At 69.2% G+C, this 25,852-nt stretch carries 26 protein-coding genes; 13 read left to right on the top strand and 13 right to left on the bottom strand.

All coding sequences use genetic code 11. From position 1 onward, the window contains the following. The first annotated feature begins 48 nt into the window (after nt 1-48). The 4 genes from OX89_RS09250 to OX89_RS09235 are packed head-to-tail and all read left to right on the top strand — an operon-like array spanning nt 49 to nt 4,992. Complete coding sequence (locus OX89_RS09250) at nt 49-564, top strand: MarR family winged helix-turn-helix transcriptional regulator (protein WP_047350406.1); 516 nt, start codon at nt 49-51, stop codon at nt 562-564. 58 nt (nt 565-622) lie between these two features. Further along, a complete protein-coding gene (locus tag OX89_RS09245; protein ID WP_047350405.1) occupies nt 623-2,176 on the top strand; it encodes an efflux transporter outer membrane subunit in 1,554 nt (517 codons plus the stop codon). 37 nt (nt 2,177-2,213) lie between these two features. Beyond that, nucleotides 2,214-3,422, top strand: a complete 1,209-nt coding sequence (locus tag OX89_RS09240; RefSeq protein ID WP_041836155.1) for an efflux RND transporter periplasmic adaptor subunit — start codon at nt 2,214-2,216, stop codon at nt 3,420-3,422. A gap of 10 nt (nt 3,423-3,432) precedes the next feature. After that, the gene (locus tag OX89_RS09235; RefSeq protein ID WP_047350404.1) at nt 3,433-4,992 is read left to right on the top strand and encodes a DHA2 family efflux MFS transporter permease subunit; all 1,560 of its coding nucleotides are present in this window, start codon (nt 3,433-3,435) and stop codon (nt 4,990-4,992) included. An 87-nt stretch (nt 4,993-5,079) separates the two neighbouring features. On the opposite strand, the gene OX89_RS09230 is transcribed toward OX89_RS09235, so the two are convergent. Further along, nucleotides 5,080-5,769 (bottom strand): dienelactone hydrolase family protein, encoded by a 690-nt coding sequence (locus tag OX89_RS09230; RefSeq protein ID WP_047350403.1) that lies wholly within the window; start codon nt 5,767-5,769, stop codon nt 5,080-5,082. Nucleotides 5,770-5,876: 107 nt separating this feature from the next. Between OX89_RS09230 and OX89_RS09225 the strand changes: the two genes are divergently transcribed. After that, entirely contained in the window at nt 5,877-6,623 is a 747-nt protein-coding gene (locus tag OX89_RS09225; protein ID WP_047350402.1) for an SDR family oxidoreductase, read from the top strand. Beyond that, complete coding sequence (locus OX89_RS09220; RefSeq protein WP_047350401.1) at nt 6,623-7,261, top strand: MarC family protein; 639 nt, start codon at nt 6,623-6,625, stop codon at nt 7,259-7,261. Before OX89_RS09225 ends, OX89_RS09220 begins: the two co-directional genes overlap by 1 nt. Nucleotides 7,262-7,264: 3 nt before the next feature. Here the strand turns inward: OX89_RS09220 and OX89_RS09215 are convergent, their stop codons facing one another. The 8 genes from OX89_RS09215 to OX89_RS09180 all read right to left on the bottom strand — a co-directional run bounded on the left by OX89_RS09215 (nt 7,265) and on the right by OX89_RS09180 (nt 13,781). Continuing rightward, the gene (locus OX89_RS09215; RefSeq protein WP_047350400.1) at nt 7,265-8,197 is read right to left on the bottom strand and encodes a sensor domain-containing diguanylate cyclase; all 933 of its coding nucleotides are present in this window, start codon (nt 8,195-8,197) and stop codon (nt 7,265-7,267) included. 179 nt (nt 8,198-8,376) lie between these two features. Beyond that, the gene (locus tag OX89_RS09210) at nt 8,377-8,883 is read right to left on the bottom strand and encodes a hemerythrin domain-containing protein (RefSeq protein ID WP_011803722.1); all 507 of its coding nucleotides are present in this window, start codon (nt 8,881-8,883) and stop codon (nt 8,377-8,379) included. 147 nt (nt 8,884-9,030) lie between these two features. Beyond that, a complete protein-coding gene (locus tag OX89_RS09205) occupies nt 9,031-9,609 on the bottom strand; it encodes a hypothetical protein (RefSeq protein WP_047350399.1) in 579 nt (192 codons plus the stop codon). Between the two features lie 76 nt (nt 9,610-9,685). Continuing rightward, entirely contained in the window at nt 9,686-9,901 is a 216-nt protein-coding gene (locus OX89_RS09200; protein ID WP_011803720.1) for a CsbD family protein, read from the bottom strand. Nucleotides 9,902-10,145: 244 nt separating this feature from the next. Then, nucleotides 10,146-10,823, bottom strand: a complete 678-nt coding sequence (locus OX89_RS09195; protein WP_047350398.1) for an ABC-type transport auxiliary lipoprotein family protein — start codon at nt 10,821-10,823, stop codon at nt 10,146-10,148. Nucleotides 10,824-10,840: 17 nt separating this feature from the next. Next, complete coding sequence (locus OX89_RS09190) at nt 10,841-11,818, bottom strand: MlaD family protein (RefSeq protein WP_047350397.1); 978 nt, start codon at nt 11,816-11,818, stop codon at nt 10,841-10,843. After that, on the bottom strand, nt 11,818-12,660 hold the full coding sequence (locus tag OX89_RS09185) for an ABC transporter ATP-binding protein (RefSeq protein ID WP_047350396.1): 843 nt from the start codon (nt 12,658-12,660) through the stop codon (nt 11,818-11,820). Before OX89_RS09185 ends, OX89_RS09190 begins: the two co-directional genes overlap by 1 nt. A gap of 2 nt (nt 12,661-12,662) precedes the next feature. Next, complete coding sequence (locus tag OX89_RS09180; protein ID WP_047350395.1) at nt 12,663-13,781, bottom strand: ABC transporter permease; 1,119 nt, start codon at nt 13,779-13,781, stop codon at nt 12,663-12,665. Nucleotides 13,782-14,116: 335 nt separating this feature from the next. Between OX89_RS09180 and OX89_RS09175 the strand changes: the two genes are divergently transcribed. The 7 genes from OX89_RS09175 to OX89_RS09145 all read left to right on the top strand — a co-directional run bounded on the left by OX89_RS09175 (nt 14,117) and on the right by OX89_RS09145 (nt 21,357). Then, nucleotides 14,117-15,811 (top strand): GMC family oxidoreductase, encoded by a 1,695-nt coding sequence (locus tag OX89_RS09175; RefSeq protein ID WP_041835849.1) that lies wholly within the window; start codon nt 14,117-14,119, stop codon nt 15,809-15,811. Between the two features lie 299 nt (nt 15,812-16,110). Further along, a complete protein-coding gene (locus tag OX89_RS09170; RefSeq protein ID WP_012655339.1) occupies nt 16,111-16,869 on the top strand; it encodes a TSUP family transporter in 759 nt (252 codons plus the stop codon). A 37-nt stretch (nt 16,870-16,906) separates the two neighbouring features. Next, nucleotides 16,907-17,827: an arginase gene (rocF, locus tag OX89_RS09165; protein WP_011803713.1), complete on the top strand. Its 921-nt coding sequence runs from the start codon at nt 16,907-16,909 to the stop codon at nt 17,825-17,827. Between the two features lie 165 nt (nt 17,828-17,992). Beyond that, a complete protein-coding gene (locus OX89_RS09160; protein ID WP_011803712.1) occupies nt 17,993-18,754 on the top strand; it encodes an ABC transporter substrate-binding protein in 762 nt (253 codons plus the stop codon). A 39-nt stretch (nt 18,755-18,793) separates the two neighbouring features. Beyond that, a complete protein-coding gene (locus OX89_RS09155; protein WP_011803711.1) occupies nt 18,794-19,576 on the top strand; it encodes an amino acid ABC transporter permease in 783 nt (260 codons plus the stop codon). Beyond that, nucleotides 19,573-20,325 (top strand): amino acid ABC transporter ATP-binding protein, encoded by a 753-nt coding sequence (locus OX89_RS09150; protein ID WP_011803710.1) that lies wholly within the window; start codon nt 19,573-19,575, stop codon nt 20,323-20,325. The genes OX89_RS09155 and OX89_RS09150 overlap by 4 nt, the downstream gene beginning before the upstream one ends. Nucleotides 20,326-20,457: 132 nt before the next feature. Next, the gene (locus OX89_RS09145) at nt 20,458-21,357 is read left to right on the top strand and encodes a DMT family transporter (protein WP_047350394.1); all 900 of its coding nucleotides are present in this window, start codon (nt 20,458-20,460) and stop codon (nt 21,355-21,357) included. 16 nt (nt 21,358-21,373) lie between these two features. Here the strand turns inward: OX89_RS09145 and mrdA are convergent, their stop codons facing one another. From mrdA to OX89_RS09125, 4 genes are read right to left on the bottom strand one after another with little or no spacing between them, the layout of a single operon-like run. Then, a complete protein-coding gene (gene mrdA / locus OX89_RS09140; protein WP_047350393.1) occupies nt 21,374-23,314 on the bottom strand; it encodes a penicillin-binding protein 2 in 1,941 nt (646 codons plus the stop codon). 27 nt (nt 23,315-23,341) lie between these two features. Continuing rightward, nucleotides 23,342-23,863, bottom strand: a complete 522-nt coding sequence (mreD, locus tag OX89_RS09135; protein WP_012655334.1) for a rod shape-determining protein MreD — start codon at nt 23,861-23,863, stop codon at nt 23,342-23,344. Further along, a complete protein-coding gene (gene mreC, locus OX89_RS09130; RefSeq protein ID WP_047350392.1) occupies nt 23,860-24,777 on the bottom strand; it encodes a rod shape-determining protein MreC in 918 nt (305 codons plus the stop codon). The genes mreD and mreC overlap by 4 nt, the downstream gene beginning before the upstream one ends. A gap of 29 nt (nt 24,778-24,806) precedes the next feature. Further along, on the bottom strand, nt 24,807-25,850 hold the full coding sequence (locus OX89_RS09125; protein WP_047350391.1) for a rod shape-determining protein: 1,044 nt from the start codon (nt 25,848-25,850) through the stop codon (nt 24,807-24,809). Nucleotides 25,851-25,852: the final 2 nt, after the last annotated feature.

The following is a 25,852-nucleotide window of genomic DNA, read 5'->3' as shown; positions in this document are numbered from 1 at the left end:
TTATTTCCCTGCTTTGACAATGATTGATCAGTCAACTATTGTCACGGCATGAATTCACCTTCCGTTCCGCCCTCCCTGTCGGGGGATGCCGCCTGCCCGCTGTCCGACCCGGAGCTGCCGGTGCCGTTCGAGATCGAGCGCAGCATCGGCTTTCAGATGCGACGCATCACCACCCTGCTGGGGTATGAGGTGGAGCGCCGCATGGAGCCCCTGGGCCTGACCGACGCGCAGTGGAAACCCCTGCTGCGCCTGCTGCTGGACCCGCCCGGCACCGCCGCGGCCCTGGCGCGCATGTGCCACCTGGACGCGGGCGGCCTCACGCGCCTGCTGGACCGGCTGGAGGCCAAGGGCCTGTGCCAGCGCGAGCGATCGCAGGAAGACCGCCGCGTGGTGCATGTCGCGCTCACGCCGGAGGGCCAGGCCGTCGCCGCCCAGTTGCCCGCGCTCCTGGGCGAGGTGCAGGACCAACTGCTGCAGGGCTTCTCCGCCGAGGAAGAGGCGCAGTTGCGCGACTTCCTGAAACGCATCTACGCCAACGTACGCCCTCCAGAAGGCGGGCCATAGGCGCCAGCGCCTGGGCCTTACCGCCCGCCCCGTTTGCCCTTTGCCGAGAGACCACAACATGAAAAACCACCTCTCACCCTCCAGCGCCCCGGCGCTTACTCCTCCGACCGCGCCCCGCGGCAGTGCGCTGCTGTATGGCGCCACGCTGGCCGTCGCGCTGCTGGCCCTGCCTCTGCTGTCGGGCTGCGCCGACATGGCGGGTATCGACTCCCACGCCCGGATGCGCGACCCTGCCTCCCTGGGCCTGGCCGCTGCGCCCTCATCCGGCGCAGATGCTGCTGTGCAGCCGCAGACTGCGGTCTCCGCCGACTGGTGGCGCAGCTTTGGCGATGCGCAGCTGGATGCGCTCATCACCCAGGCCTTGCAAGGCAACCCCGGGCTGCAGCAGGCCGCCGCCCGCATCGCGCGCGCCGAGGCCTTTGCCGACACCGCCCACGCGGCCCAGAGCCCGCAGGTCAACGGCAGCCTGGACGCCACGCGCCAGCGCTACAGCGCCAACGGACCCTACCCCCCCGGCCAGGCCGGCGCCATTCGTAGCGTGGAAACCGCCCGCCTGTCGGGCAGCTGGGAGCTGGACTTTTTCGGCAAACACCGTGCCGCCCTCGCCGCCGCACTGGGCGAGGCCCAGGCCGCGCGCGCCGACGCCGAGGCCGCGCGCCTGCTGCTCGCGAGCCGCGTGGCGCAGGGCTACTTCCAGCTGGCACGCTGGCAGGCCCAGCGCGCCGTAGCCGAGCGCACGCTGCAGCAGCGCACCGAAATGCTGCAACTGGTGCAGCGGCGCGTGCAGGCCGGGCTGGACACCCAGCTGGAGCTGCGCCAAAGCGAAGGCGCCCTGCCCGAAGCGCGCCAGCAGATCGAGGCGCTGCGCGAGCAAGAGGCCCTGGCACGCAACGCGCTGGGCGCGCTGATTGCAGACCCCCAGACGGCCCAGACACTGACCCCACAAGCGCTGGCAGCTATCCATTTTTCAGAAACCCCCGCCGCCGTGCCCGCCGACCTGCTGGGCCGCCGCCCCGACGTGGCGGCCGCGCGCTGGCGCGTGGAAGCCGCCACCCAGGACATGGGCGTGGCGCGGGCGCAGTTCTATCCCAACGTGAGCCTGACCGCCTTCGTGGGCCTGGCCAGCGTGGGGCTGGACCGTTTCATCGAGGCCGGCAGCCGTGAATGGGGCGTGGGCCCGGCGCTGCGACTGCCGATCTTCGATGCCGGCCGCCTGCGCGCCAACCTGCGCGGCAAGGCGGCCGACCGGGACGCCGCCGTCGAAAGCTACAACGCCGCCCTGCTGGAAGCGATGCGCGACGCAGCCGACCAGCTGGCCAGCAGCAGCTCGATCGCACGGCAGATCGCGGAGCAGCGCCAGGCCGGCGAATCCGCACAGGCCGCCTATGGCATTGCGCGGCGCCGCTATGAGGCAGGCCTGGGCACCTACCTGCAAGTGCTGTCGGCCGAAAGCCAGGTGCTGGCCCAGCGCCGCCTGGCCGTGGACCTGGCCGCGCGGCGGCTGGACAACCAGGTGGGCGTGATGCGCGCCCTGGGCGGCGGCTATGCGGCCACGCCGCCACCCACGGCGCAAGCCCCGCAAGCGGCCCCCACGGTGGCGGCCGCCCGCTGAATTCGCCCCCATTCCCCCTTTTTTGCCCTTGTCCACCATGACCGCAACTCCCTCCACCCCTTCCACCGCGTCGAAGGCTTCCCGCCGCAAGGCGCTGTTCACCCTGGCCGGCGTCGTCGTGCTCGCCGGCTGCGCCTGGGGCCTGTACGACTGGCTGGTCGCCAGCCACTATGAGCACACCGACAACGCCTACGTGCAGGGCAACGTCATCCAGATCACGCCGCAGACCGGCGGCACGGTGATGTCCATCCTGGCCGACGACACCGACTTCGTGCGCGCCGGCGCTGCGCTGGTGCAGTTGGACCCGGCCGACGCGCGCGTGGCGCTGCAGCAGGCCGAGGCCAACCTGGCGCAGGCCGTGCGGCAGACACGCACGCTGTACGCCAACAACAGCGCCCTGGCCGCGCAGGTGCGCCTGCGCGAGGCCGAGGCCGCACGCGCCCAGGCCGAGATCGCGCGCGCCGAGGACGACCTGCGCCGCCGCCAGGCCCTGACCGGCGAGGGCGCCGTCTCGCAGGAGGAACTGCGCCACGCGCAGAGCCAGCTGCAGACCGCGCGCACGCAGTTGGCCGCTGCGCAGGCAGGCGTGGCCGCCGCGCGCGAGCAGCTCGCCAGCAACCAGTCGCTCACCCAGGGCGTGGCCGTGGCGCAGCACCCCAGCGTGCAGGCCGCAGCCGCCAAGGTGCGCGAGGCCTACCTGGCCGATCGCCGCACCGCCCTGCCCGCACCCGTGGACGGCTACGTTGCGCGGCGCACGGTACAGCTGGGCCAGCGCGTGGCCGCGGGCACGCCGCTGATGACCATCGTGCCGCTGCGCGAGGTCTGGGTGGACGCCAATTTCAAGGAGAACCAGCTGCGCAACCTGCGCCTGGGCCAGCGCGCCACGCTCGTCGCCGACCTGTACGGCAAGAAGGTGGAATACACCGGCACCGTGGCCGGGTTGGGCGTGGGCACGGGCGCTGCCTTCGCGCTGCTGCCGGCGCAGAACGCCACCGGCAACTGGATCAAGGTGGTGCAGCGGGTGCCCGTGCGCATCGCGCTGGATGCCGGGCAGCTGGCCGAGCACCCGCTGCGCGTGGGCCTGTCGATGAACGTGAGCGTGGACACGCAGGACCGCAGCGGCCCGGCGCTGGCCGATGCGCCGCGCAAGGAAGCGGTGGCCAGCACGGCCGTGTACGACGCGCTGGACAAGGGCGCCGATGCCGACGTGGCGCGCATCATCCGCGCCAACCTGGGCACGCTCTGAGCCGACGCGCATGACCGCACCCGCGCACACCCCGCCCCCGCCGCTCACCGGCAGCGCGCGCGCCTGGGGCACGCTGGCCCTGTCGGCGGCCACGTTCATGAACGTGCTCGACACGTCCATCGCCAACGTGTCGCTGCCCGCCATCGCGGGCGACCTGGGCGTGAGCCCCACCCAGGGCACCTGGGTGATCACCAGCTTTGCCGTGGCCAACGCCATCGCGGTGCCGCTCACGGGTTGGCTGTCGCAGCGCTTCGGGCAGGTGCGCCTGTTCGTGGCGAGCGTGGCGCTGTTCGTGATCGCGTCGCTGCTGTGCGGCCTGGCGCCCAACATGGCGCTGCTCATCGCCGCGCGCGCGCTGCAGGGCTTCGTGGCGGGGCCGATGATCCCGTTGTCGCAGTCGCTGCTGCTGTCCAGCTACCCGCGCGCGCTGGCGGGGCTGGCCATGGCCATGTGGTCCATGACCACGCTGATCGCGCCGGTCATGGGGCCGCTGCTGGGCGGCTGGATCACCGACAACATGACCTGGCCGTGGATCTTCTACATCAACGTGCCCGTGGGCATTGCCTCGGTGCTGGTCACCTGGGCCATCTTCCACCAGCGCGAAACCGAGCGGCGCGCGCTGCCCATCGATTCCATCGGCCTCGCGCTGCTCGTGATCTGGGTGGGTGCCATGCAGGTCATGCTGGACATCGGCAAGGAGCACGACTGGTTCGAGTCGCCCTGGGTGGTGGCCTGCGGCCTGGTCGCGCTGGTGGGCCTGGTGGCCTTCGTGGTCTGGGAGCGTGGCGAGGACCACCCCGTGGTGGACCTGGCGCTGTTTCGCATCCGCAATTTCTGGGCCGGTGCGCTGGCCACCTCCGTGGGCTACGGCCTGTTCTTCGGCAACGTGGTGCTGCTGCCGCTGTGGCTGCAGCAGTACATGGGCTACACCGCCACGCAGGCCGGCGAGGTGATGGCGCCCGTGGGGCTGCTGGCCATGGTGCTGTCGCCCCTGGTGGGCAAGAACATCGCCAAGGTGGACCCGCGCCGCTTTGCCACGCTGGCCTTCCTGGTGTTTGCGCTGGTGCTGTGGATGCGCTCCAATTTCAACACCCAGGCAGACCTCGCCACCATCATGGTGCCCACCATCATCCAGGGCGTGGCGATGGCGTTCTTCTTCATCCCGCTGGTCACGATCACGCTGTCGGGCATTGCGCCCGACCGCATCCCGGCGGCCTCGGGGCTGTCGAACTTCATGCGCATCACGGCCGGCGCGGTGGGTACGTCCGTCACCACCACGCTGTGGGAGCGGCGCGCCAGCCTGCACCATGCCCAGCTGACCGAAGGCCTGCACCAGGGCCACCTGCCCTTCACGCAGGCGCTGCAGGGCCTGCAGGCCGGGGGTCTCACGCCCGAGCAGGCACTGGCCCAGGTGGAGCGGCTGGTGAACCAGCAGGCCTTCATGCTCGCGGCCAACGACATCTTCTATGCCTCGGCCCTGCTGTTCCTGCTGCTGATCCCACTGGTGTGGCTGGCCCACCCCACGCGCGCTGCCAGCGGCAGCGCCGACGCCGCGGCCGGTGCGCATTGAGCGGCGATGTCGATGCGAAAACGCTATCAATAATCTAGCTGCTAGCGCTTACCAGGTGGGCGCTAGCAGTGATTTTCTCTATAAATCTCAGCCGACGTGCCGTGCCAGGAAGGCGAGCGTGCGGTCGCGCGCGGTCATAGCGGCGGCCTCGTCGTAGCTGGCGCGCTGGTCACAGTTGAAGCCGTGGTCCGCCGCGTACACGTGCACCTGCGCCTCGGGGTGCGCGCGGGCAAAGGCCTGCACGCTGTCCAGCGGGATCCACTGGTCGCGCTCGCCAAAGTGCGCCAGCACCGGCACGCGCGGCTGGCGCGCCACCTCGGCGGGCGTGGTCATGCCGCCGCCGTAGTAGGGCACGGCCGCGGACAGCCCCTGCAGCATGCAGGCCGCGCGCCAGGTGAGCAGCCCGCCCCAGCAAAAGCCCACCACGCCGACCTTGCAGTCGCTGTGCCGCGCGGCATAGTCGATGGCGGCCTGGATGTCGGGCATCACGCCCGGCGCGGGCAACCCCTCCACGGCGGCCTTGAGTGCCCGGCCGACCTTCATGTCGGCATCGCTGTAGCCCAGGTCCACGCCCTTTTGCACCCGCGCGAAGGTGGACGGCGCCACCGCCAGGTAGCCGCGCATGGCCAGCCGGTCGGTCACGGCGCGGATGTGGGCGTTGACGCCGAAGATCTCCTGCAGCACCACCACCGCGCCGCGCGGCGCGCCGTCGGTGCGCGCCACCCAGGCGGGGGCCGTGAATCCGTCGCTGGCGGTAAGGTCCACCCACTGTCCCATGTCGTGTCTCCTGAGGCGTTGAGCGAAGGGAATGCAGGCGCGTGGACGATACGCGTCAGCGCCGCAAACCTGTTCCAATGCGCCATTCTTGCAGGAGTCACCCGTACATGGACAAGATTGTTCTGATCACCGGCGGCAGCCGGGGCATCGGCGCTGCCGCCGCCTTATTGGCCGCGCAGCGCGGCTGGGCCGTGGCCATCAACTACCTGCGCCACGCCGAAGCCGCGAACGGCGTGGTGCGCCAGATCGAGGCCGCGGGCGGGCGCGCCATCGCGGTGCAGGCCGATGTGGCGGTGGAGGCCGACGTAGTGACTTTGTTCGAGACCGTGGACCACCGCCTGGGGCGCCTCACGGTACTGGTGATCAACGCGGGCGTGGTGGACCGCCCTGCCCGCGTGGACGAGATGCACGGCGAGCGCCTGCGGCGCATGTTCAGCATCAACGTGCTGGGCGCCTTCTACTGCGTGCGCGAGGCGGTGCTGCGCATGAGCACGCGCCATGGCGGTGCCGGTGGCAGCATCGTCAACGTGTCCAGCATCGCGGCCCGGCTGGGTGCACCCCATCAGTACGTGGACTATGCGGCGTCCAAGGGCGCGCTGGACACGCTCACCATAGGCCTGGCGCACGAGGTGGGCGGCGAGGGCATCCGCGTGAATGCCGTGCGCCCCGGCCTGATCGACACCGATATCCACGCCAGCGGCGGCCTGCCCCACCGCGTGCGCGACCTGGCAGGCCAGGTGCCCATGGGGCGCGGCGGCACGCCCGAGGAAGTGGCCGAGGCCATCGTGTGGCTGATGTCGGACGCGGCCAGCTACACCTCGGCCACGCTCATGGACATTGCCGGGGGCCGCTGATGGACTTGAAGCCGCTCATCACGCTGCTGGCCATCGTGAATCCATTGGCCATCGTGCCGTTCTTCATCCACTACACCAGCGGTTTCAACGCCGCGCAGCGCCGGCGCACCATCCAGGTGGCGGCGTTCAGCGCGTTCTGCGTGATTGCTGCCTGCGCACTCATCGGCCTGCAGATCCTGGACTTCTTCAACATCTCGCTGCAGAGCTTCCAGGTGGGCGGCGGCATGCTGCTGCTCATCAGCGCCATGAACATGCTCAATGCCCAGCCGGCCGAGGCCAAGCCGCACACCCACGAGCTGGAGCAGGGCGCCGAAAAGGCGGCTGCTGGCAGCAGCATCGCCGTGGTGCCGCTGACCATCCCGCTGCTCACGGGGCCGGCGGCCATGTCCACCGTGGTGATCTACGCCGACCGCGCGCAGAGCATCTGGCAGCACCTGGCGCTGGTGGGCTACGGCGTGGTGGTGGGCGCGGCCACGGCGCTGTGCTTTGCACTGGCCGAGCCCATCGAGCGCGTGCTCGGCAAGACGGGCATCAACGTGATGACGCGGCTCATGGGACTGATCCTCGCGGCGCTGGCCGTGGAGGTGATGGCCGACGGGCTGAGCAAGCTGTTCCCGGTGCTGGCCGCGCGTTCATAGCGGTCAGGCCGTGGCCTCGATGCGGTTGCGCCCCGCGTGCTTGGCACGGTAAAGGCAGCGGTCCACCGTTTCCAGGAACCGCTTGGAGTCATCCTGCGTGCCGGGCAGGGCCGTGCCCATGCCCACGCTCACCGTGAGCTGCTGGCCCAGGGGCGAAGCCGCATGGACGATACCGGCGTGGGCCACCTCCTGCATGCAGCGCTGCGCCACCGCGCGCGCGGAAGATGCATCCGCGCCGGGCAGCAGCAGCACGAACTCCTCGCCGCCGTAGCGCGCCAGGCAGTCGCGCGGGCGGTGGGCGGCCTGCTGCAGCGCGCGGGCCACGCGCCGCAGGCACTCGTCGCCCTCCACGTGGCCGTACTGGTCGTTGTAGCTCTTGAAGAAATCCACATCGAACATCAGCAGCGACAGCGGCTCGCCGGTGCGCTGCGCCTCCTGCCATTCGCGCTCGTACACCGCGTCGAACTTGCGGCGGTTGTTCACGCCCGTGAGCCCGTCGCGGAATGACAGTTCCTGCAGCTCCTGCTGCAGTTGCAGCAGCTGGTGTTCGTTCTGCTTGCGCTCGGTGATGTCGAACATGAAGCCCACGAGCGACACCACATTGCCCTGCAAGTCGCGCACCACATGCACCACGTCGCGGATCCACACGTAATCCCCACCCGTGGTGAGCGCGCGGTAGTCCGCCTCGTGGTCCACGCCCGACTGGGACTGCGAAATGCAGAAGTTGACCACCCGGTCCCGGTCGTCGGGGTGCATGCGGTCGGCCCAATCCTGCACGGTGCGCCAGCTGGTGGGCTCCCAGCCCAGCAGGTCCTCGATCTGCGGCCCGATGTAGGCAAAGGTCGCCGTGGCCCAGTCGATCTTCCACGGAATGGCGCGCGTGGATTCGAGCAGGGTGCGATAGAGCGCGCTTTCGGGTGGTTCATGCGGCGTCATGGGGGCTCCGGCTGGCCGTGAAAACGCAGCAAGCTTAGCAGGGCGACGCGACAGCGGCCGTGGCGGGCGCGGGACGCCACGCCGCGCCACTCCGGCACAACCTGTCGCCAAGCGCCACACGCACCCGGCGCGGCGCCGCACCGCCCCAGTTTTGCAGTTCTGCTGAGCCGGCCGATCGTTCAGGCCACGGCGGCGGGCTGGGCGGGGGTGTCGTCACCCGAAGAGCAGGCCCCACCGCAGCCGTGGATCAGATCGTCGGGCAGCGCGCCCGGCTTCTGCACGCTGCCCGTGGCGGGGTCGAAGCCCACGCGGCGCAGGTGCTGGGCGAGGGACGCGTCCATGGCGTCCGTATGCTGGGGGAACCATACGGCCAGCTCTGCAGCCATCTCGCGCAGGACATGCAGCTCGCCCTGGCGCGCGCGGTCGGTGCCCTCGCGCATGATCTTGAGCACCACCTGGTGCTGCGTGCTGTGGCAGTTGCCCGCGGCAAAGCGGGTGGCCTGCATCCAGCGGTCCTCCTGGGCGAAGTGGGCGTCGGTGTGCGCCACCAGGTCTTCCCAGGCACCGATAAGCGCCACGTCATCGGCGCTCTCCACGGCCTGCAGCAGTGCCACGAATTCCTGGTGCGTGTGGTCCATCTGCGGCAGATCCAGTGCGAGTTCCTCGGACCATTGCAATGCGGCCATGGGCGGTCTTTCCTTCCTGTGCGGCGTTGTGAAGCGGCGCGAGCTTAAGAAAAACCGCCACCGGCGGTATTGACACATGTCATGTCGGTGCCGCTCGTGGGGACAAAAAAAGCCCCGCCAGAGGCGGGGCTGCACGTGTTTGCCGGTTTATTGGCCGTGGGTGCGCTTGGCATCGGCCACGCACTTGTCCTTGGCGTCACCGCTCATGGTGTCGCAGCGCTCCTTCGCAGCCTTGTAGTTGGCTTCGCGCTGGGCCTCTGCGGCGTCCTTCTTGGCCTCTGCGACATCGGCGCGCTTCTCGGCGGTGGAGTCGGCGGGCTTGGCCTGCGCGCGCTGCACCTTGGCGTTTTCCTTGGCGGCCACATGGGCGGCCTTGGCGTCCTTCACGCAAATGTCCTTGGCGTCGCCCTTCTGGTCGTCGCATTTTTCCTTGGCCACTTCATAGTCAGCGTCGGCACGGGCCTCGTTCACGTTGTAGGTGGCCTTGTCGCTGGGCTTGTACTGGGCTTCCAACTCGGCCTTGGCCACTTTCTCGCGGCCCTTGGCCTCCTTCATGCAGACGTCCTTGGCGTTGCCCTTCAGGGTGTCGCACTGCGCCTTGGCGGCCTTGTAGTCAGCGCCGATGCGGTCCTTACCGGCGTTGTATTCCTCCTTGGTCATGGCCATGCCCGAAGTGGCCATCAGGGCAGCGGCCGCCAGGGCCAGCAGATTGCGTGCGTTTTTCATGGAATGTCCTCCAGATGAATGTGATGGAAATTGGATCCCGCAGGGCGCGCGAGTCGTGCCCCTGCGGCGCGTTGCGTCAGTCGTAGCGGAAGTCGGGGTTGCGCTGTTCCCAGCCCTTGAGCTGTTCCTCGGCTGCCTCCCGGGCCAGCCCGTGGCGCTCCTGCAGCTTGCCCAGCAGCTGGTCGCGCTTGCCGGCGATGACGTCCAAATCGTCGTCGGTCAGCTTGCCCCATTGCTCCTTCACTTTGCCCTTGAACTGCTTCCAGTTGCCTTCAATGCGGTCTTCGTTCATACGTCACTCTCCTGTGGCGGTTGTTGAGGGATCGCCTGCCTGGCCCCTGTACGGCGCCGGGCATTGCGAGGCGATGAATGGACTCTAGGCAGGTGCCCGGCGGCAGCGCGTCGGTGCGCGCACGCAAGCCGCGTCAGCCCAGGGCGACAGCGGCACGTAGGCCTGCGCCCCGTCGCCGGTGCGCGGTGGGCAAAAAAAAGAGACATGCGCAGCATGTCTCTGGGGGTGGGAAGGGCGCAGGCGCTCAGCGGCCGGACTGCTCCACCCATGCGGCCAGTTCTTCGGCCACCTGGGCCGCCGCATCGGCCAGGGCCTTGGCGCCGCCGGCGGCATCGGGCGTGGCGGCATCGCGCCGCGCCACGAACACCCGCTGCGCGACCAGCGTCTCACCCGCAGTGCTCGCGTCGGCCAGCACGGCGCGCACACGCACCAGGCCGGCGCTCACCTGGGGCGCGCCGAACACATGGCTGAACTCCTCCAGCTCCAGGCGCAGCACGCTGGGCATGCGGCCGCGCTCCAGCAACACGGCCATGCCGTCGTCGCCTGAGAGCACCGCGCGGCGCTGGCCCAGGCGCTCGCGCACCGCCTGGTGCAGCAGCACGGCGGGCGGCAGGCTCCAGCGCGCCTGGGTGTAGGGGCGCAGTTGCTGGGCGTTGGTATAGGCCAGCCGGTACAGCAGCGCGGTGCTGCCCTCGGGCAGGCCCGTGGCGGTCACCTCGGCCAGCGCGATCGGCGGCAGCGGCGCGCTGGCCGCGGGGCCCGGCGCCTGCAAGGGGCCGGGGCCGAAGTCGTACACATCGGCGCGCACCGGCGGCTCGGGGAGGATGGAGCAGCCCGCCACCAGGGCCAGGGATGCTAAGCAAAATATGGCCTTAGCGCTTATCTGATAAGCGCTAGCAGCTATCTTTTTGATAGTCATCATAGGGTCCTTGCAATGCGTCAGGGCTGCGCTGCGGGGGCGGTGAAACCGGGCTCGCCCGGTCCCGCGGCCGAGCGACCGGGCCCGTAGATGAGCGACTGCGGGTTGTCGTTGATACCCGAGGCCGTGCGGCCCAGGCGGCGTGCGGCGCGCGCGGTCTCGTCGGCCGCATGGTTGATGCGCGGCAGCGTGACGCGGCCGAAGCGGTCGGCCGCGCCGGCCAGCGACTTGGCGCCCGCGGCGATCTCGTCGAGCGCGCCGCCCTCGGCCTGCAGCGTGCGGATGGCCTGGCTGACGTCGTTGGCGGCCGTGGCCGCGCTGCTGCCCGCCTGGCGCAGCGCCTGCAGGGTCTGCTGCGTGTCCTGCACCAGCGGCGGCACGCCCGCCAGCGCGGGGTCCAGCCGGGTGGTCACGGTGTTGTCCAGGCGGCGCGCGAGCTGGTCGATGCTGCCCGCCGCGTCGCCCAACTGCTTCAGTGCCGTGGAAAAGCGCTGCTGGTTCTCGTCGCCCAGCAGGGTGTTGATGCGCTGCGTGGCCTCCTGCACCTGGCCCAGGATGGCCGGGCCCTGCTCGGCCAGTTGGCTGAACGAGGAGCTGTGCAGCGGCAGGCGCGGCAGGCCGCTGGCGCCCGGCGGCGGCGCGGGCAGCGGCGCCTCCGCGTCGTCCAGCTGCACATGGGCCAGGCCCGTCACGCCCTGGTAGCCCAGTGTGGCGAAGGTGGTGGGGCTGATGGGCGCGTCCGCATTCACGGCGATACGGATCAGCACGTTGCCCGAGACCTGCGGGTCAAAACCGATGTGCATGACCTTGCCTACGGCCACGCCCTTGTAGCGCACGGCTGCCTGGGGCTGCAGGCCGCTCACGCTGTCCTTGCTGGACAGCTCGTAGAGCTGGTAATCGGTCTGGTCGCGCGTGAGCCACATGCCGAGGCCGGCCAGCAGCGCCGCCACGGCGATCACGAAAATGCCTGCGGCCAGGGCATGGGACTTGTTTTCCATCAGGCTTCCTTGGACGAAGAGGCGGCGGGCGGCTGGGCCATGGCACGGCGGCCGCGTTCTCCGAGAAAAAAGTGGTGAATGAAGGGATGGTCGAAGCGCGCGACCTCCTGCGGCGTGCCGGTGACGATGACGCGCCGGTCGGCCAGCACGGCCACGCGCGTGGACAGGGCGTACAGGGTATCCAGATCGTGCGTGACCATGATCACCGTGAGGCCCAGCGCCGCATGCAGTTCGCGCAGCAGCGCGCAGAACTCGTCGGAACTGCTCGGGTCCAGCCCCGCCGTGGGCTCGTCCAGCAGCAGCAGCGGCGGGTCCATGATGAGCGCGCGCGCCAGGGCCACGCGCTTGATCATGCCGCCCGAAAGGTCCGCCGGCATGCGCGTGGCGTGCTCGGGCTTGAGCCCCGCCAGGCGCAGCTTGACCATGGCCGCGTCGTTGACCAGCGCGGGCGGCAGCGTGCCCAGCTCGCGCAGCGCGAAAGCAATGTTGTCCAGCACGTTGAAGGCCGAGAACAGCGCCCCGTGCTGGAACAGCATGCCCACGCGGCTGCTGGCGCGCTCGCCGCCGACCAGCTCAGTCGCCGAGCGGCCCAGCACCTCCACGCTGCCGCGCGTGGGCCGCGTGAGCCCCAGGATGTGGCGCAGCAACACCGTCTTGCCGGTGCCCGAGCCTCCCACGAGCGAGAGGATCTCGCCGCGCTGCACGGTGAGCTGCAGGTCGTCGTGCACCGTGAAGGCTTCGTCACCCCGGCCGAACACCGTGGCCAGGCCGCGGATGTCCACCACCGGCGGATCAACCACGGCCCGGGTGTCGGCGTCTGCGGCGGGGCGGGTGGCATCCATGGCTAGAAACCCACGTTCTTGAAAGCGACGGCGAACAGCGCGTCCACGATGATCACCATGGTGATGGCGCTCACCACCGAGGCGGTGGTGCCTTCGCCCAGGCTCTGGGTGTTGGGCTTGACGCGCAGCCCCCAGTGGCAGCCGATGAGCGCGATGAACACGCCAAACACCACCGACTTGGACATCGCCAGCCACAGGTTGGACACATTCACGGCGGCAGGCAGGGCCTGCGCGAAGTAGGCCGACGAGATGCCCATGGTCAGGTCCGCAGCCAGCATGCCGCCCGCCAGCGCCGCCAGCGTGGTCCACAGGGCCACCAGCGGCATGGCCAGCGCCAGCGCCAGCGCGCGCGGCATCACCAGGCGAAAACCGTGCGGTATGCCCATGACGCGCATGGCGTCCAGCTCCTCGGTGACGCGCATCACGCCGATCTGCGCGGTGATGGCCGAGCCCGATCGCCCCGCCACGAGGATGGCGCCCAGCATGGGCCCCAGCTCGCGGATCAGCGAGATGCCCAGGATGTTCACGATAAACGCTTCGGCGCCGAACTGCCGCAACTGCAGCGACATGAGATAGGCCAGCACCACGCCGATCAGGAAACCCACCAGCGCCGTAATGGGCAGCGCCGTGGCGCCCATGCGGTACAGGTGGCCCGAGATGTCGCGCCACGGCCCGCGCCGCGGGTTGCGCAGCAGGCGCAGTACGTCCAGCACCAGCTGGCCCACCAGTATCACCAGATGGCGCACATGGTCCAGCGCGTGCAGCACCAGCACACCCAGGCGGTCCACCTGGTCGCCCAGGCGCCAAGGCGCAGGGGGCTCGCAGGGGGTGGTGTACTGCGCCACGCGCTCCAGCATCTCACGCTGGTTCTCGGTCAGTTCCAGCTGCTCGGGCCAGGCGCGGCCCCAGTGGTTCCACAGGATCTGCGCGCCCACGTGGTCCAGACGCTGCACGCCTTGCAGGCTCCAGGCAACGCCGGGACCGCAGTCCTTGAGCTGCGCCGCCACCCGCCGCCAGGCCCGGCGGTCGGCAAAGGCCGCGGCCACCCAGTCGCCTTGCGGCTGGGCAAGGGGCCTGGCAGCGTGGTCCTGCACGACCGATGGAGGGTGGGTGACGGGCATGGTGGTCGGGAAAGAGGCCGGGCGACCGGCTGGCGCCGGCGCCACTGGCGGCACCCGCAGTTTTGCATATTCCGGCGGCCGCGCCGCGCACGGGGCTGACGCGGCGCATCATTCCACAGATTGGCGCGTGGCAAAAGCGAGGCCCGCCGGCGCTTGAAAAAACATCAAAAACCGGCCGTGACGCACCCGCAGCGCGCGCTGCCACTATCAAAAAGCGTAGCGCAGCGGGGTTTCCCTCTCGACACCCGAGTGCCGAATCGCACAATCGATTGCTGCACTGCGGCAGCCCCGGCGCTGGCGCGTTGCGCTCCTTCCCTGACGTGCGATCGGCATCCATGAGCGACACCACTTTCGACTACATCATCATCGGCGGCGGCACCGCCGGCGCCCTGCTGGCCAACCGGCTCAGCGCAGACCCCAAGAACCGTGTGCTGCTCGTGGAGGCCGGCCGCAGGGACGACTACCACTGGATCCACATTCCCGTGGGCTACCTGTATTGCATCGGCAACCCGCGCACCGACTGGCTCTATCACACCGAGGCCGACACCGGCCTGAACGGCCGCAGCCTGCGCTACCCGCGCGGCAAGGTGCTGGGCGGCTGCAGCAGCATCAACGGCATGATCTACATGCGTGGCCAGGCGCGCGACTACGACCAGTGGGCCCAGATCACGGGCGACGACGCCTGGCGCTGGGACAACGTGCTGCCCGCCTTTCGCCGCCACGAGGACCACTGGCGCCTGGACCAGCCCGAGGGCGTGAACGAGAACTTCAAGCGCCTGCACGGCAGCAAGTCCACGGGCAGCTCGGGCGAGTGGCGCGTGGAAAAGCAACGCCTGCGCTGGGACATCCTCGACGCCTTCGCCCAGGCCGCGCAGCAGGCCGGCATTCCCGCCACCGACGACTTCAACCGCGGCACCAACGAGGGCGTGGGCTATTTCGAGGTCAACCAGAAGAACGGCTGGCGCTGGAACACGGCCAAGGCCTTCCTGCGCCCCACCTGCTACGGGCGGCCCAATTTCGAGATGTGGACCTCGGCCCAGGTGACGCGCCTGGTACTGGACCGTCAGCCGGACGGCAGCCTGCGCTGCACCGGCGTGCAGGTGTGGACCGGCGAGGAGATGGTCACGGCCCACGCGCAGCAGGAGGTGATCCTGAGCGCCGGCGCGGTGAACTCGCCACAGATTCTGCAGCTGTCGGGCATCGGCCCCGGCGCGTTGCTGCAGCGGCACGGTATCGACATACAGGCCGACCTGCCCGGCGTGGGCGCCAACCTGCAGGACCACCTGCAGATCCGCGCCGTGTACAAGGTGCAAGGCGTGCCCACGTTGAACATGCTGGCGGGCAACCTGCTGGGCAAGGCCAGGATCGGACTGGAATACGCCTTCAAGCGCAGCGGCCCGATGAGCATGGCGCCGTCGCAACTGGGTGCCTTCACACGCAGCCAGCCGGACCTGCCGCACCCCAACCTTGAGTACCACGTGCAGCCCCTGTCGCTGGAGGCCTTCGGCGAGCCGCTGCACCGCTTCCCGGCCTTCACGGCCAGCGTGTGCAACCTGAACCCCACCAGCCGCGGAACCATCCAAATCAAGAGCCCGGACTTCCGCACCGCGCCGGCCATCGCTCCCAACTACCTGTCCACACCCGAGGACCGCCAGGTGGCCGCCGACAGCCTGCGCGTCACGCGCCGCATCGTGGCCCAGCCCGCGCTGGCTCCCTACCAGCCCGAGGAATACAAGCCCGGCCCGCAGTACCAGAGCGACGAAGACCTCGCCCGGCTGGCGGGCGATATCGCCACCACCATCTTCCACCCCGTGGGCACTACGCGCATGGGCCGGCTGGACGATCCGCAGGCCGTGCTGGATGCGCGCCTGCGCGTGCGCGACGGCCGCGGCGGCGTGGTGGCCGGCCTGCGCGTGGTGGACGCTGGCGCCATGCCCACCATCACCAGCGGCAATACCAATGCACCCACGCTGATGATGGCCGAGATGGCCGCCCAATGGATTCGCAGCGAGGCGCGTGCCCCAGTTTGAACCAGTGGCAGCAGGTGCGGGAAACCACCAATGCACCACCGGGGTGCGTTTTATTACAGTCCATGCACTCGAAGCGCGCCTCGGCACGCCAACCGAGGGGACCGAGGAGACAACAGCCCTAACACAAGAACATCAACCATCCAATCAGGCATCCGCAACGAGATGCCCCTTCACAAGGCACCCGCAACCCGGGTGCCTTTTTATTTGTCGAGACTTTCAGCAAAAGTGGCCCCAGCGCCCGCAGGTTGGGCGCAAGCAGCTACTGATTCCGTAGCGGTAGCGGTGCGACAATCGCGCCCATGGAATGGATCATCGTCTCGCTGGCCTCGCTGCTGGCCGGCTTCGTGGACGCAATCGTCGGCGGGGGCGGCCTGATCCTGCTGCCCGCCCTGTTCGCCACGTTTCCCACCGCGCCGCCGGCCACGCTGATGGGCACCAACAAGAGTGCCGCCATCTGGGGCACGGGCATCGCCACCTGGCAATACAGCCGCCGCGTGCAGATGCGCTGGCGTGCCATGCTGCCGGCGGCGCTGGCGGGATTCGTCGGCGCGTTCGCCGGCGCCTGGGTGGTGACGCTGATTTCCGCCGATTTCCTGCGCAAACTGCTGCCGCTGGTGCTGGTGGCGCTGCTGATCTACACCCTGGCGCGTAAGGACTTGGGGCGCCACCACGCGCCGCGCCTGGCTGCAGGGCGTGAAACCCTGGCGGCCTGCGCCATCGGCGTGACCATCGGTTTCTACGACGGCTTCTTCGGCCCCGGCACGGGCAGTTTCTTCGTGTTTCTCTTCGTGCGCGTGCTGGGCTACGATTTCCTGAACGCTTCGGTGTCCGCCAAGCTGCTGAACCTGGCCACCAACGTGGCCGCGCTGATCCTGTTCACGGCCAAGGGCCATGTCTGGTGGCACTTCGCGCTGCCGCTGGCCGTGGCCAACGTGGTGGGCAGCCTGCTCGGCGCCCACCTGGCGCTGAAGCATGGCGCGGGCTTCGTGCGCGGCATCTTCATCCTGGTGGTGGGCATGCTGATCCTGAAGACCGGCTACGACGCGTTCCTGCGCTGACCCGATTCACCCGCATTCACTGGCAAGGAGAGACCCGATGACGACCCTGACCCTGATCGGCGCCCCCACCGACGTGGGCGCCAGCGTGCTGGGCGCCAGCATGGGCCCCGACGCGCTGCGCATCGCGGGCATTGCGCGGGCCATGCAGGCACGCGGCTTCGACGTGCGCGACCAGGGCAACCTGGCCGGCCCCGGCAATCCGCAGGCCGAGCCCGCCAGCGGCTTTCGCCATCTGGCCGAGGTCGCGGCCTGGAACCGGGCGGTGTACGAAGCCACGCACGCTGCGCTGCAGGCGGGACAGTTGCCGCTGCTCATGGGCGGAGACCACTGCCTGGCCATCGGCTCCATCAGCGCCGTGGCGCAGCACTGCCGCGCGCGCGGGCGGCGGCTGAAGGTGCTGTGGTTCGACGCGCACGCGGACGCCAACACCCCCGAGTCCTCCCCCAGCGGCAACCTGCACGGCATGCCTGTGGCGTGCCTGCTGGGCCACGGCCCGGCACAGCTCACGCGCCTGGCCGGCCCCGAGGACCCACCGGCGCTGCAGCCCGGGCAGATCACGCTGATCGGCGTGCGCAGCGTGGACGCCACCGAGAAGCGCTTCGTCAACGAGCACGGCATCGAGGTGTACGACATGCGCACCATCGACGAGCTGGGCATGCGCGCGGTGATGCAGGCCGCGCTGGCCGACGTGGACCAGGACACGCACCTGCACGTGAGCTTCGACATGGATTGCCTGGACCCGTCGGTGGCCCCGGGCGTGGGCACCGGCGTGCGCGGCGGCCCGACCTACCGCGAGACCCAGCTGTGCATGGAGATGCTGGCCGACTGCGGCGCGCTCGGCTCGGCGGACCTGGTGGAGCTGAACCCTGCGCTGGACGTGCGCAACCAGACGGCCGAGCTGGCCGTGGACCTGCTGGAGAGCCTGTTCGGCAAGTCCACGCTGATGCGCCCGCAATGACCCTGGCCCCCGGGTTTGCGTCAATGCGGCGCACCAGGGGCCGCTCTCTATAATGTGACCGCCTCGTGACGCCGCCCTTACCCGGGCTTCTTGCGCAGGCGTTGGTTTCCGGCTTGTGATCCGCAATGCCGGATTTTTTGTACCTGAAGCAAGCAGGAACTCCCTATGAAGATGTTCAAGACCCTGGCCACTGCTGTGGCGCTGTGCGCCGCCGTTGTCGTGCAGGCGCGTCCCCTGGAAGAAATCCAGAAGAGCGGCACCATCATCCTCGGCTCCGAGGGGCAGTACGCGCCGTTCAACTTCTTCAAGGGCAAGCAGCTCACGGGCTACGAGATCGAAGTGGCCGAGGCCGTGGTCAAGAAGATGGGCCTGAAGTACGAGTGGAAGACCGTCGGCTTCGACGCGCTGCTGACCGGCCTGGCCCAGGACCGCTGGGACCTGGTGATCGCCTCGCACGCCATCACCGACGAGCGCTCCAAGGCCGTGACCTTCACGCTGCCGCACTACTGCTCGGGCGGCATCATCGTGTCGATGAAGCCCGAGGTGGCCAAGGCCGCCGACCTGAATGGCAAGGTGGTGGCCGTGCAGACCGGCACCACCTATCTGGACGCCGTGAAGAAGGTGCCCGGCGTGAAGGACGTGAAGAACTTCCCCACCGACGAAGCCGCGCGCAACGCCCTGGCTTCCAAGCGTGTGGACGCCTGGGTGACCGACCGCTTCGTGGCCAAGGAAATGCTGGCCAAGGCGCCCAAGGCGGGCTTCCGCACGGGCGACATGCTGTTCGTGGAGCAGGTGGCCGCCGCCGTCTCCAAGGGCAACCAGGGCCTGGCCGACGCCTGGAACAAGGCGCTGAAGGAAGCGATCGCCGACGGCACTGTGGGCAAGATCTCCCAGAAGTACTTCCAAGAAGACGTCACCTGCAAGTAACCGACTGCGCCGGGCCTGCGGGTCCGGCCCGCTTTGCCCATGCTTCTCGCTCTCTGGCCCGCACACTGGAGCCGCACCCAGCGCAGCAATGCAACGCTGGTGGCGGCTTTGGTGTTGATGGCGCTGGTCCTCGCCCTGCTCGGCCAGTTCCTCTCCTTCTTTCCTGAGCCCATCGGCTCCAACGCGGAGCTCTTCTCCGAAGGCGCGCTCACCACGCTGTACCTGACGCTGGTCAGCGGCACCGTGGGCCTGCTGCTGGGCACCGCCGCGGCGCTGGCGCGCACCTCGCGCCTGGCCTGGCTGCGCTGGGTGGCCAGCTTCTACATCTGGGCGATCCGCGGCACGCCGCTGCTGGTGCAGATCCTGTTCGTGTACTTCGCGCTGCCCGTGCTGGTGCCGGGCCTGAACCTGCCCGACTTCGCCGCCGCCGTGGTGGCGCTGGGCCTGAACGTGGGCGCCTACAACGCCGAGGCCATCCGCGCCGGCCTGCTGGCCGTGCCGCGCGGGCAGACCGAGGCCGCGCGCGCGCTCGGCCTGTCGCGCACGCACGTGTTCTTCGACGTCGTGTTCCCCCAGGCCTTCAAGATCGCGCTGCCGCCGCTGGTGAGCAACTTCGTGGCGCTGCTCAAGGACTCGTCGCTCGCGTACGCCATCGGCGTGGTGGAGCTGACCAACGTGGGCAACCGCATCCAGTCCGCCACCTTCCAGCCCGTGGCCACGCTGACCACGGTGGCCATCACCTACCTGATCCTGACCACGCTGGTGACGCAGGTCACGCATGCCATCGAGTACCGCTTTGACGTCGAAGGGCGTGTGAAATGAGCCACGCCGCTTCCGCCAATCCCTACATCGTGTGCAAGGACGTGCGCAAGGCCTTCGGCAGCCACGAGGTGCTCAAGGGCGTGTCCACCGTGTTCCGCACGGGCGAGGTCACCGTGATCATCGGCGCCTCGGGCTCGGGCAAGTCCACGCTGCTGCGCGCCATCAACCGCCTGGAGCCGCACGACAGCGGCAGCATCACCATCGACGGCGTGGAGGTCACCGACGACCCGCGCACGCTGCAGCTGCAGCGCAGCGAGGTGGGCATGGTGTTCCAGCAGTTCAACCTGTTCGGCCACATGACGGTGCTGGACAACGTGACGCTGGCGCCGCGCCGCATCCGCCACACGTCGCGCCGCGAGGCCAACGACAAGGCCATGGCCCTGCTCAAGCGCGTGGGCATGCAGGACCATGCGCACAAGTACCCCTGGCAGTTGTCGGGCGGCCAGCAGCAGCGCGTGGCGATTGCGCGCGCGCTGGCCATGGCGCCGAAGGTGATGCTGTTCGACGAGCCCACCAGTGCCCTCGATCCCGAGATGGTGCAGGAGGTGCTGGACGTGATGCGCGAGCTGGCGCGCGGCGGCATGACGATGATCGTGGTCACGCACGAGATGGGCTTTGCGCGCGAGGTGGCCGACCGCGTGATGTTCTTCGACCAGGGCTGCATTGCCCACGATGCGCCGCCGGCCGAGTTCTTCTCCAACCCGGCCAACGACCGCATCCGCTCCTTCATCGGGCGCATGAGCCACTGACCCGCCGGGCGGCACGGTGCGGCCGCTTATAAAACCATAGCTGCCAGCGCTTGATGTACTTTGGTTTCGATATGAAAACATATCGAAATCCTTTTGATACAAGCGCCAACAGCTCTCATTTTTGAAGAAGCCATGCGTTCCAAACGCCAGGGCCTGCTGGCCCTCCTGCTGGTGGTCGCCGTCTGGGGCACCACCTTTCCCGCGATGAAGATGATGTCCGCGCACCTGGATGCGCTGCAGATCATCTGGGCCCGCTTCGCGATTGCGCTGCTGGTCCTGGCGCCGCTGTGGCGCGGTCTGCGGCGCACGGAACTGCGCTGGGGTCTGCTGCTGGGCGCCCTGCTGTTCCTCGCGTTCTGGCTGCAAATCGAGGGGCTGGCGCGCACCAGCAGCAACCGCAATGCGTTCGTCACCGGGCTGAACGTGCTGGTGGTGCCGCTGTTGGCCATGGCCGTGCTGGGCCGGCGCTATGGCGCCGCGCTGTGGGCGGCCTGCGCCATGGCGTTGGCCGGCATGGTGCTGATGTTCCACGAGAACGAGCCCTGGAACCTGGGCGACACGCTGACGCTCGCCAGCACGCTGTTCTATGCCATCTACATCCTCACGCTGGAGGAATGCGCGCGCCGCACGGCGGCCCGGCCGCTGCGCGCCACACGCATGGCGGCGGTGCAGGCGCTGGTGATGTTCGCCGCGGCCAGCGTCCTGCTGCTCGCGCGCCACGGCGAGGTCGCCACGACGCTGCAGGCCCTGGCGGACCTGCCGGCGCACGCGCTGACGGCGCTGGCCTACCTGGGCGTGGTGGCCAGCGTGCTGGTGGTGACGCTGCAGGCCTGGGGCCAGCAGCGCGTGGATGCCATGCGCAGCGCCATCGTCTTCGGGCTGGAGCCGGTGTTTGCCGCCGCCACGGCCTGGGTGCTGATCGGCGAGCGCCTGGGCGCGGCCGGCCTGGCGGGCGCGGCGCTGATCGTGGCCGCCCTGGTGGTGAGCCAGTTGCCGCCGCCGCGCGCACTGGCGCGTCCTTCGGCCCCCTGATCGGGCGCAAGAGCCCTCAGGGCATCGCGAGCGGCACGTCCGCCGCGTTGCGCGGCGTGCCCATGGGAGCACCGGCCTGCCCCTTGGAGACGGCCGCCAGGTCTTGCTCGCTCGGGTACTGGCCCAGCAACCAGTAGTCGAACACGCGGCGCACGATGGGCGCCGCCGCCGCCGCGCCAAAACCCGCGTTCTCCACGATCACGGCCACGGCGATGCGGGGCTCCTCCACGGGTGCGAACGCGGCAAACAGGGAGTGGTCGCGCTGGTGCTCCTCCAGCAGCTTGGCGTTGTACCGCACGTTCTGCCCCAGGCTCACCGCCTGCGCCGTACCGGTTTTGCCCGCCGAGGTGTAGGGCGCGCCCGCGAACACGCGCCGCCCCGTGCCCGCCTGGTTCACGGCCATCAGCGCGTTGTTCACGATCGCCACATGCTTGGGGTTGTAGCCCAGGCGCTCGCCGGGGGGCTGCTGCACCTCGGTCACCTGCCCGCCCACCTGGTCTTTCACGGCCTTGATCAGGTGCGGACGGTGGCGCGTGCCGCCGTTGGCCAGCGTGGCCTCGGCCACGGCCAGCTGCAGCATGGTGAAGTTGTTGTAGCCCTGGCCGATGCCCAGCGACACTGTCTCGCCCGAGTACCAGCGCTTGGCCTCCGGGCGCTTGTAGGTGTTGCGCTTCCACTCGGTGCTGGGCAGCACGCCGCGCACTTCGCCCCCGAGGTCGATGCCGGTGATCTGCCCGAAGCCCAGCGGCTTCATGAAGTCGTGGATGGCGTCCACACCCATCTCCACGGCCAGCGAATAGAAATAGGTGTTGCTCGAATACTGGATGGCGCGGTGCATGTCCACGCCGCCCAGGCCGCCTTCGTGGCTGCGGAAGGTGCGCCCGCCATAGTTGTAATAGCCCGGGTCGTTGAACACCTGCCCCGCCGTGCGCTTGCCCAGCTCCAGCGCGGCCAGCGCCATGAAGGGCTTGTAGGTGGAGCCGGGAGGGTAGGTGCCGCGCAGCGCGCGGTTGAGCAGCGGCTTGTCGATGGACTCGTTGAGCGCCTGCCAGTTTTCCTGGTCGATACCCTCGACGAACAGGTTGGGGTCGAACGTGGGTTTGGACACCAGCGCCAGCACCTCGCCGTTGCGCGGGTCCAGCGCTACCAGAGCGCCGCGGCGCTCGCCGAACATATCTTCGATCAGCTTTTGCAGCTTGATGTCCAGCGACAGCATCACCGTGTTGCCCGGCGTCGCCGGGTGGCTGTTCAGGCGCCGCACGGCATGCCCGCCGGCCGAGGTCTCCATGCGCTCGAACCCCGTCTGGCCGTGGAGCGTGGATTCGAAGCTCTGCTCCACCCCCAGCTTGCCGATGTAGTCCGTGCCGCGGTAGTTGGCCGCATCGTCCGAGTCCTCGATGCGCTCCTTTTCGCGCTGGTTGATGCGGCCGATGTAGCCGATGGCGTGGCTCGCCACCTCGCCCAGCGGGTAGTTGCGAAACAGCCGCGCCTTGATGTCCACGCCGGGGAAGCGGTAGCGCTGCGCCGCAAAGCGCGCCACCTCTTCGTCCGACAGCCGTGTGCGAATGGGCAGGGAGTCGAAGCTGCGCGACTCCTCGCGCAGACGCTTGAAGCGGCGCCGGTCGCGCGGCTGGATGTCCACGACCTCGGCCAGCGCGTCGATCGTCGCCTCCAGGTCCATGGTCCGCGAGGGCGTGATCTCCAGCGTGTATGCCGAGTAGTTGGTGGCCAGCACCACGCCGTTGCGGTCCAGGATGAGGCCGCGGTTGGGCACGATGGGCACGACCGCCGTGCGGTTGCTCTCGGCCTGGTCCGCGAGGTCCTCGTGGCGCACCACCTGCAGCACCACCAGGCGCGCGACGATCAGCAGGAATGCCAGCAGCACCACCACGCCCACGACGAACACGCGCAGGCGAAAGTGCCAGACATCGGCCTCGGCATTGCGCAGTTCGGTCATCCGCAGCGGCCCTTCACCCCTGCGCGCTCACAGCGGCCGGTTTTCATCGCGGTCGGGCGGGCGGCGCTGGGGCGCCAGCAGCACCCAGCTGGCCAGCGGCCAGAGGGTGGCCTCCAGCAGCGGTGCCACCAGGCCTTCGAAACCCGGCAGGATGCCCCCGCCGATGGCTACGCGCAGCAGCAGTTCAAGCGCATGGGCCGCAAAGAACAACGGCAGCAGTTGCAGCGCCTGCAGCAGCGGGCCGAACCACAGCAGCCGGCGGTGCGTGTATTGCGCGCCGAACATCAGCAGACAGTACACCAGCGCATGCTGGCCCAGCAAGGCAGACTGGTACACATCCAGGCACAGCCCCATGAGGAAAGCCACCCCCAGCCCCACGCGCTGCGGCTGGTGCATGCCCCAGAACACGAGCAGCACCATGACCCAGTCGGGCGTCCAGACCACGCGGCCCAGTGGCAGCATGTTCAGCGCCAGCGCGGCCACCAGGCTGGCAGCGATGAAGACCGGGTTCACGGGCAGCAGCAGCTGCTGGCCCTTGGGCATGATCATTTGCGGCCTCCGCGCTTGGGCGCCGCCGGCTCGGGTTCGGGGCGCGGCGGCAGGTCGGCCACCACCGGCTTGAGCACCATCACATGGCGCGCTCCGTACATCTGCGCCACGGGAGCGCAGTAGATGCGCGCAAAGGCGGAGTCGGCACGCCGCTCCACGCGCAGCACGCGCGCAACCGGCAGGCCCGCGGGGTACAGGCCGTCCACGCCGCTGGTGGTGAGCAGGTCGCCTTCCTGCACATCCGCATTGCCCGGCGTGAAGCGCAGCTCCATGCCTCCGCCATGCCCGGCCACCGGGTCGCCGTAGGCCACGCTGCGTGCACCGGTGCGCAGGTTGAGCACAGGAATGGCCTGGTCGCGGTCGATGAGCAGCGTGACTTCGCTGAGCATGGGGAACACGCGTGTGACCTGCCCCAGCACCCCCGAGGCATCCATCACCGGCGAGCCCGGCTCCACGCCTGCCAGCTGCCCACGGTCCACCATCACACGCCGCGTATAGGGGTCTGCCGTGTCATAAATCACTTGCGCGGCCGTGGCCTCGGTGGTCAGGCGCTCGCGCAGTGCCAGCAACTGGCGCAGCTCGGCGTTCTCGCGCAGCAGCTGCTCGGCCTCGCCGGCGCGCACCGCCATTTGCGCCATGGTGCGCTGCGCGTCGTCCATGCCCTGCTGCGCGGCCTGCAGCGACTGGAAGTATCCAGCCCCCTTGTCCGCGAACTCCACCGGCTGCAGCATCAGCCATTGCAGCGGGTACAGCGCCGTGGAGACGGCCTTGCGCAGCGGCTCTGTCAGGTGAAAGCGTGCGTCCGCCACCATCAAAAACAGCGCCAGGGCGCTGTAGAGGGTGAGGCGGGAGAGCGGCGATGGCCCCTGCTTGAACAGCGTCGGCGCCGAACGGTCCAGGGTTCCCTGTGGCATGCGGACAGCTCGTCAGGCGCGGTTCGGGCTCAGTCGCTGGTGAAGATGCTGCCCTGGCGGTCTATGCGCTCCAGCGCAATGCCGCAGCCGCGCACCACGCAGGTCAGGGGCTCCTCGGCCACCAATACGGGCAGGCCGGTTTCCTCGGCCAGCAAGCGGTCCAGGTCGCGCAGCAGCGCGCCGCCGCCGGTGAGCATCATGCCGCGCTCGGCAATGTCGGCGCCCAGCTCCGGCGGGGTCTGCTCCAGCGCGTTCTTGACGGCGGAGACGATCTGGTTGAGCGGCTCGGTCAGGGCCTCCAGCACCTCGTTGGACGAGATGGTGAAGCTGCGCGGCACGCCCTCGGAGAGGTTGCGGCCCTTGACCTCCATCTCCTTGACCTCGGAGCCGGGGAAGGCAGAGCCGATGTTCTTCTTGATGGCCTCGGCCGTCGGCTCGCCGATCAGCATGCCGTAGTTGCGGCGGATGTAATTGATGATGGATTCGTCGAACTTGTCGCCACCCACGCGCACGCTGCCCTTGTAGACCATGCCGCCCAGCGAGATCACGCCGACCTCGGTGGTGCCGCCGCCGATGTCCACCACCATGGAGCCAGAGGCCTCGGATACCGGCAGGCCCGCGCCGATACCGGCGGCCATGGGCTCTTCGATCAGGTACACGGCGGTGGCGCCGGCCGCTTCGGCCGCGTCCTTGATGGCGCGGCGCTCCACCTGGGTGGAGCCGCAGGGCACGCAGATGATGATGCGCGGGCTGGGCGTGAGCACCGAGCGGGGATGCACCATCTTGATGAACTGCTTGATCATCTGCTCGGTGATCACGAAATCGGCAATCACGCCGTCCTTCATCGGGCGGATGGCGTCGATGTTGCCAGGCACTTTGCCCAGCATGGCCTTGGCCTCGTGGCCCACGGCCTGGATCACTTTCTTGCCGTGCGGGCCGCCCTCGTGGCGGATGGCGACGACGGAGGGCTCGTCGAGCACGATGCCCTTGTCGCGGGCGAAAATCAGGGTGTTGGCTGTGCCAAGGTCAATGGCCAGGTCGGTGGAGAAGTACCGACGGAAAGCTCCGAACATGC

Source organism: Diaphorobacter sp. J5-51, assembly GCF_001023515.1.
GTDB lineage: Bacteria > Pseudomonadota > Gammaproteobacteria > Burkholderiales > Burkholderiaceae_C > Diaphorobacter > Diaphorobacter nitroreducens.
Note: the sequence above shows the minus strand (reverse complement) of the source record. Positions and strands in the feature narration are given on the sequence as shown.